Origin of the sequence: Hyphomonas sp. UBA3601 (genome assembly GCF_002375605.1) — a bacterium.
Taxonomy (GTDB): Bacteria; Pseudomonadota; Alphaproteobacteria; order Caulobacterales; family Hyphomonadaceae; genus Hyphomonas.
Window position 1 is genome coordinate 336 of the sequence record NZ_DFME01000132.1, and the last position, 469, is coordinate 804.

General features: G+C 59.7%; 1 pseudogene. It reads left to right on the forward strand.

The features are described from left to right. Positions 1–20: 20 nt before the first annotated feature. A pseudogene (locus B4F73_RS15165) lies at positions 21–469 on the forward strand (hypothetical protein); the annotation flags it as partial.

Below are 469 nucleotides of genomic sequence, written 5' to 3' on the forward strand. Positions count from 1 at the left end.
ACAAGCTTGGGGGACGCGCGATGACGATTTTCTACCTCGTTGCCGGAGCGGCGTTGATTTCTTTCGTCCTGTGCACCCTGGCGCGTCATTTGCCGCTGCTCGATGCTCCGGATGGTGGCCGTAAACAGCAGGCAGCGCCTGTGCCTCGCACGGGCGGGATCGGTATCTTCGGCGCGATCCTGATTACGCTGGGTGCGTTCGCGGTCATGGCAGAACCCTCGTCATTGGCTCAGATGCCCGCGGGCAGGATTTTGTTTGCAGTTGCGCTAGCCGTCACGCCTTGGGCAATCGGCTTCCTCGATGACTGGCTCGGCCTGTCAGCCTTGTTGAAGCTCGCGCTGCTGTGCGGTTGGGCTGTCATTGCGGCCATACCATTCTTCATGTCGGGCGGGACAGGTGGATGGCTCCTTGGTATTGCGGTCATTGTCTGGCTGATCGTGATTACGAATGCGGTCAATTTCATGGACGG